Raw genomic sequence first — 4,223 nt, 5'->3', positions numbered from 1 at the left:
CGGGTGACTCGGGTGACTCGGGTGACTCGGACCGGCCTCGGTCGGGGAAGCCGGCGTCCGCGTCGGCCTCCGGGAAGGCCGGCGGTGACGGGGAGTCCGGAGGTGGGCGGGCCGACGTGACGTTCATGCCGCAGGAGCCCGTGAGCGTGCGGACGTTGGAACGGACCGCCGAGCTGATCCGGGACCGGGCGGCGAACGCCGGGCTGGGTGGCGTGAAGGTGACCGTCGAGGACAAGAACCAGATCACGGTGTCTGGTCCGGCCGCCCGGCAGGAGACGTTGGAGGCGCTCGGTCAGCCGGCGGAGCTGGCGTTCCGTCCGGTGCTGAGCGCGGTCCCGGAGGCGGGGGTGGAGCAGTGCCCGGACGCGGTGGAGGGGCCCTCGTCGGAGCCGCTCACCGCGTGCGGGGAGTACCAGGGCACCGTCTCCACGTACCAGCTCGGACCGGTCTCCGTGGCCGGTACGGACGTGTCCGAGGCGGAGGCCGCGTACGACGCGGAGCGGGGCAACGGCTGGTTCGTGAAGCTGGACTTCACCGCTGCGGGCGGGGCGAAGTTCGCCGACATCACGGGGCAGTTGTCGACGCAGACCTCGCCCCAGAACCAGTTCGCCATCGTCCTCGACGGTGTCGTGCTGTCCGCGCCTCAGGTGAACGGCCCGATCACCGGCGGCAAGGCCGAGATCTCCGGCAGCTTCACCAAGCAGGAGGCCCAGCAACTGGCCGCCCAGGTGAACACGGGCGCCCTGCCGGTCCACCTGTCGGTGTCGAGCGTGACGAAGCTGCGCGTGGAGTAGAGCGTCCGGGGAGTGTCCCGTGCGGCGTCGGCGCGCTCAGTTCATGGCGACGGTGCCTCGCGGCGGGCGGCGGCCCACGTCTCGAACCCCGCGGGATCGCGGACGCCGTCGTCGAGGACCGCGCGGTAGACGTCGAAGCTCCTGACGGTCGTGCCGTACTCGGTGCGGTCGGCCCAGGCCCGCTTGATGTCGATGACAGCCGCGCGGGTCTCGTCCGTGAAACGCGGGCGCAGGGTGGTCAAGTGGGCCGTCGAGGGCTGGCGTTCGGGCTCGTCCAGGAACCAGACGTCGAGATTCCACGGGACGCCGGTCCGGTGTCGCGCGGTACTCGACGCCGAGGTACAGGCCGTCGGGGTAGGCGTCCGGCTCCTGGTTCCACGTCCCGCGGTCGTTGCGGAAGGTCACGAGGCGGACGCGTGGGTGGGTCGCGAGCCGGGCGCCGACCGCGGCGACGGACGCCACGGCGGCTTCGTCCAGCCGTGCGCACGCCACGTCCAGATCCAGGTCCCGGCGGACCATCAGGCCCAGCGCCGCGCTCCCGACGACGGTCGGTGTGCCTACCTCGGCCAGCAACTCGTCGAGGCGGAGGTCCTCGTACACCTCCTCCGCCTCGGCGCGCAGCGCGTCCTGCTCCTCCAACACCCCTGATGTGTCCACCTGTTCACCCTAGGGGCGACCGGGGAGCGTGGCGGGAAGGTGTGCGCGGCGCGGAACGGGGAGCCGGGTCGGTCAAGGGATCGCTGGGGCGTCCGCTGCGGGCTCCGGTTCCGGTTCCGGCTCGGGCAGCGGCTCCGTGTTGCGGCTGCTGAGGCCGTCCAGGGAGATGTGCAGGAGGCGGCGCCACTGGCCGGGGTGGGTGTCGCCCGTGGTCAGGACCGCTTGGCTGAGGGAGCCGCTGAGCAGGACGAGGTCCGTGGTGGTGATGTCGGGGCGCAGGAGACCGGCGTTCATGCAGCGGGTGCGCAGGTCGTCGATGAAGGAGTAGCAGCGCTGGGCGCATGAGCTGGTGGGGCCGTTGGTCGCGGTGTAGCTCTCGACGACCGCGCGGTTGCGGGACTGCGTGGTGAGTATCTGCTCGAAGAACCCGGTCAGGGCCTGCCAGGGGTCGTCGGTGGCTGACGCCCGCTCATGGGCGTCGGTGAGCCAGGTGTCGAACTGCTGTCCAAGGACGGTGACGAGCAGGTCGTCCTTGGTCGGGAAGTGGCGGTAGAGCGTGCCCATGCCGACGCCGCTGCGCCGGGCGATCTCGCGGACGTCGACGGCGCAGCCCTGCTCGGCGAAGACGGCGCCGGCCGCCTCCAGGATCGCGGCGCGGTTGCGCTCGGCGTCGGCGCGGCGACCGCGCTTGGCGGGCTGCGCGGGGGTGGCGGCCGTCCCGGCGGCGCGGGCCGCTTCGGGGGCGGGGGTCGGCTGGTCGGCGAGGGTCACGGGATTCAGGGTACCCCGCACCGCTTCTTTGCGGAGCGCCTGCTCCGGTTGTGCTACGTTCAAAGGGAGCGCTTGCTCCGGTTCGGTGTCGGGCGGGCCCCGGCCTTCGTCTGCTCGCTTTCGTCTGCCCGCTTACGTCCGTGCTCTTTCGCCTGCCCGCCGTCCGCCCGAGCCTCGCCGCCCCCGTACAGCCACCGCTGGACCTCACGGTCCGCGCGAGATGAGGAGACCCCTTCCATGGCAACACTCGGCTTCATCGGCAGCGGCAACATCGGCATGGCCGTGGCCCGGCTCGCGGTCGCGGCCGGTATCGACGTCGTCCTGTCCAACTCCCGCGGCCCCGAGACCCTCGCGGAGGCGGTGGCGGAACTCGGCGGGCGGGCCCGTGCCGCGACGCCGGAGGAGGCGGCCCGCGCGGGCGACTGGGTGGTGGTGAGCGTCCCGCTGTCCGCCTACCGGAACCTGCCCGCCGACGCGCTGGCCGGCAAGGTCGTGCTCGACACGAGCAACTACTACCCGATGCGCGACGGCACCATCGAGGTCCTCGACTCGGGCAAGAAGCTGACGACCGTGTTCGTCAGCCACGGCGACCCCGACTTCTACTTCGGCGCCGAAGTGATCGCCGACGCCTTCCCCGACGCCGTCTTCGTCGCCACCCCGCACGTCATCGAGCACATCCGGCACTCCTACGAGGGCAAACTCAAGGCGTGGGCCGCGCTCGGCCCCAACCTGCCCACCCGGCTGGTCGACCTCACCCCGCTCACCGGCGACCTGACCATGGAGGGCCACCGCTTCGAGCTCAAGGGCGGCCCGGCCGCGCTGCCCGACCGCCACTACCTGTGGCAGGCCGGGAGCAGGACGCTCCTCGGCGGTGTCCTGCTGTTCCAGCACGAGCACGTGTGGGTCGCCGACACGCCCGCCCCCGGTGACCGCGCCGCCTGGATCGACCTGCTCGACGAGATGGCCGCCCTCGACCCGGAGTTGGTCGTCCCCGGCCACCGGCTGCCCGGCACCCCGGCCGACGCCTCCGCGATCGCCGCGACCCGTGAGTACCTCCTCTCCTTCGAGGAGGAGCTGGGCAAGGCCACCGACGGCGCCGCCCTCACCGAGGCGCTCGTCGCCCGCTACCCCGACAACGGCATGGGGATCGCCGCGCAGATCGGCGCGAAGGTCGCCAAGGGCGAGATGACGTGGGGCTGACATGAGCGACCGCACCGACTACACGGCGTCCACCGCGCCCGCCGACGTCGTACGGCGCCAGTACCTGGCCTCCGCCGCCGGCGACCTGGCGGCCCTGCGGGCCACCCTCGCGCCCGACGTGGAGTGGAAGGAGATGGCCGGCTTCCCGCTGGCCGGCACCTACCGCACCCCCGACGGCGTCACGTCGAACGTGATGGAGCAGCTGGGCAAGGACTGGGACGACTGGACCGCCCACGACGACACATACGTCGTCGACGGCGAGAACGTCGTCGTCCTCGCCCGCTACACCGCGACGAACAAGGCCACCGGCAAGCCGATCGACGTCCGCGTGGCCCACCACTTCGTGGTCCGCGGCGGCCTCATCGTCCGCTTCGAGCAGTTCGTCGACACGGCGCTCGTCCGCGAGGCGATGCCCGCCTGACACACCGCGCTCCCGTCCCCCGTCCCCTCCCCGGACGAACCCCAGGCCGTCGGCCTGGGGTTCGTCCGTTCCTGGCCGCCGGGTCGCCGGTGGGGGCGTCGCGACCAAGGGTGCCGTTGGGCGCTGCCGAGGGACGCCTTCCGGGGCCGCCACCGGGGAGGCCGCGCATGCGTACCGCAACCAGGGCCGCGTTGGCCGTCCGGACTCGCCGTGGGCCTGCGCGTCCCGCCCGCCCAGGCGACGGCGGCCGAACCGGGCCGCGGCACCGCTCCGGCCGAGGTGATGGGCTCCGGTTTCGCCACCCCACCGGCCGGCACCTTCGACGCGGCACCCGCCGACCGCCCCGGCCCCCTCCTCGGTCTCGGCTCCCCTCCGTCGCC

General features: G+C 72.9%; 6 protein-coding genes. 4 read left to right on the top strand and 2 right to left on the bottom strand.

What is annotated here, in order from left to right:
• Positions 1 to 794: SecDF P1 head subdomain-containing protein (locus AOK23_RS25405; protein WP_240496552.1), on the top strand; the 794-nt coding region annotated here is incomplete at its 5' end.
• Positions 795 to 835: 41 nt separating this feature from the next.
• On the opposite strand, the gene AOK23_RS48960 is transcribed toward AOK23_RS25405, so the two are convergent.
• Positions 836 to 1,036 carry a hypothetical protein gene (locus tag AOK23_RS48960; RefSeq protein WP_079049695.1) on the bottom strand — a complete coding sequence of 67 codons (201 nt, stop codon included), beginning with the start codon at positions 1,034 to 1,036 and terminating at the stop codon, positions 836 to 838.
• Between the two features lie 178 nt (positions 1,037 to 1,214).
• Here AOK23_RS48960 and AOK23_RS48955 point away from each other — a divergent pair, with 178 nt between their 5' ends.
• Positions 1,215 to 1,442 carry a hypothetical protein gene (locus tag AOK23_RS48955; protein WP_206336289.1) on the top strand — a complete coding sequence of 76 codons (228 nt, stop codon included), beginning with the start codon at positions 1,215 to 1,217 and terminating at the stop codon, positions 1,440 to 1,442.
• 81 nt (positions 1,443 to 1,523) lie between these two features.
• Here the strand turns inward: AOK23_RS48955 and AOK23_RS25395 are convergent, their stop codons facing one another.
• Positions 1,524 to 2,222, bottom strand: a complete 699-nt coding sequence (locus AOK23_RS25395; protein WP_055714959.1) for a TetR/AcrR family transcriptional regulator — start codon at positions 2,220 to 2,222, stop codon at positions 1,524 to 1,526.
• A gap of 48 nt (positions 2,223 to 2,270) precedes the next feature.
• On the opposite strand from AOK23_RS25395, the gene AOK23_RS25390 reads away from it, so the two are divergent.
• Entirely contained in the window at positions 2,271 to 3,422 is a 1,152-nt protein-coding gene (locus AOK23_RS25390) for an NAD(P)-binding domain-containing protein (RefSeq protein ID WP_420823747.1), read from the top strand.
• 1 nt (position 3,423) lies between these two features.
• The gene (locus AOK23_RS25385) at positions 3,424 to 3,843 is read left to right on the top strand and encodes a nuclear transport factor 2 family protein (protein ID WP_055714956.1); all 420 of its coding nucleotides are present in this window, start codon (positions 3,424 to 3,426) and stop codon (positions 3,841 to 3,843) included.
• Positions 3,844 to 4,223 lie beyond the last annotated feature (380 nt).

The organism is Streptomyces torulosus, from assembly GCF_001419765.1.
Classification (GTDB): domain Bacteria; phylum Actinomycetota; class Actinomycetes; order Streptomycetales; family Streptomycetaceae; genus Streptomyces; species Streptomyces torulosus.
This window is presented reverse-complemented; position numbering and strand designations above follow the sequence as displayed.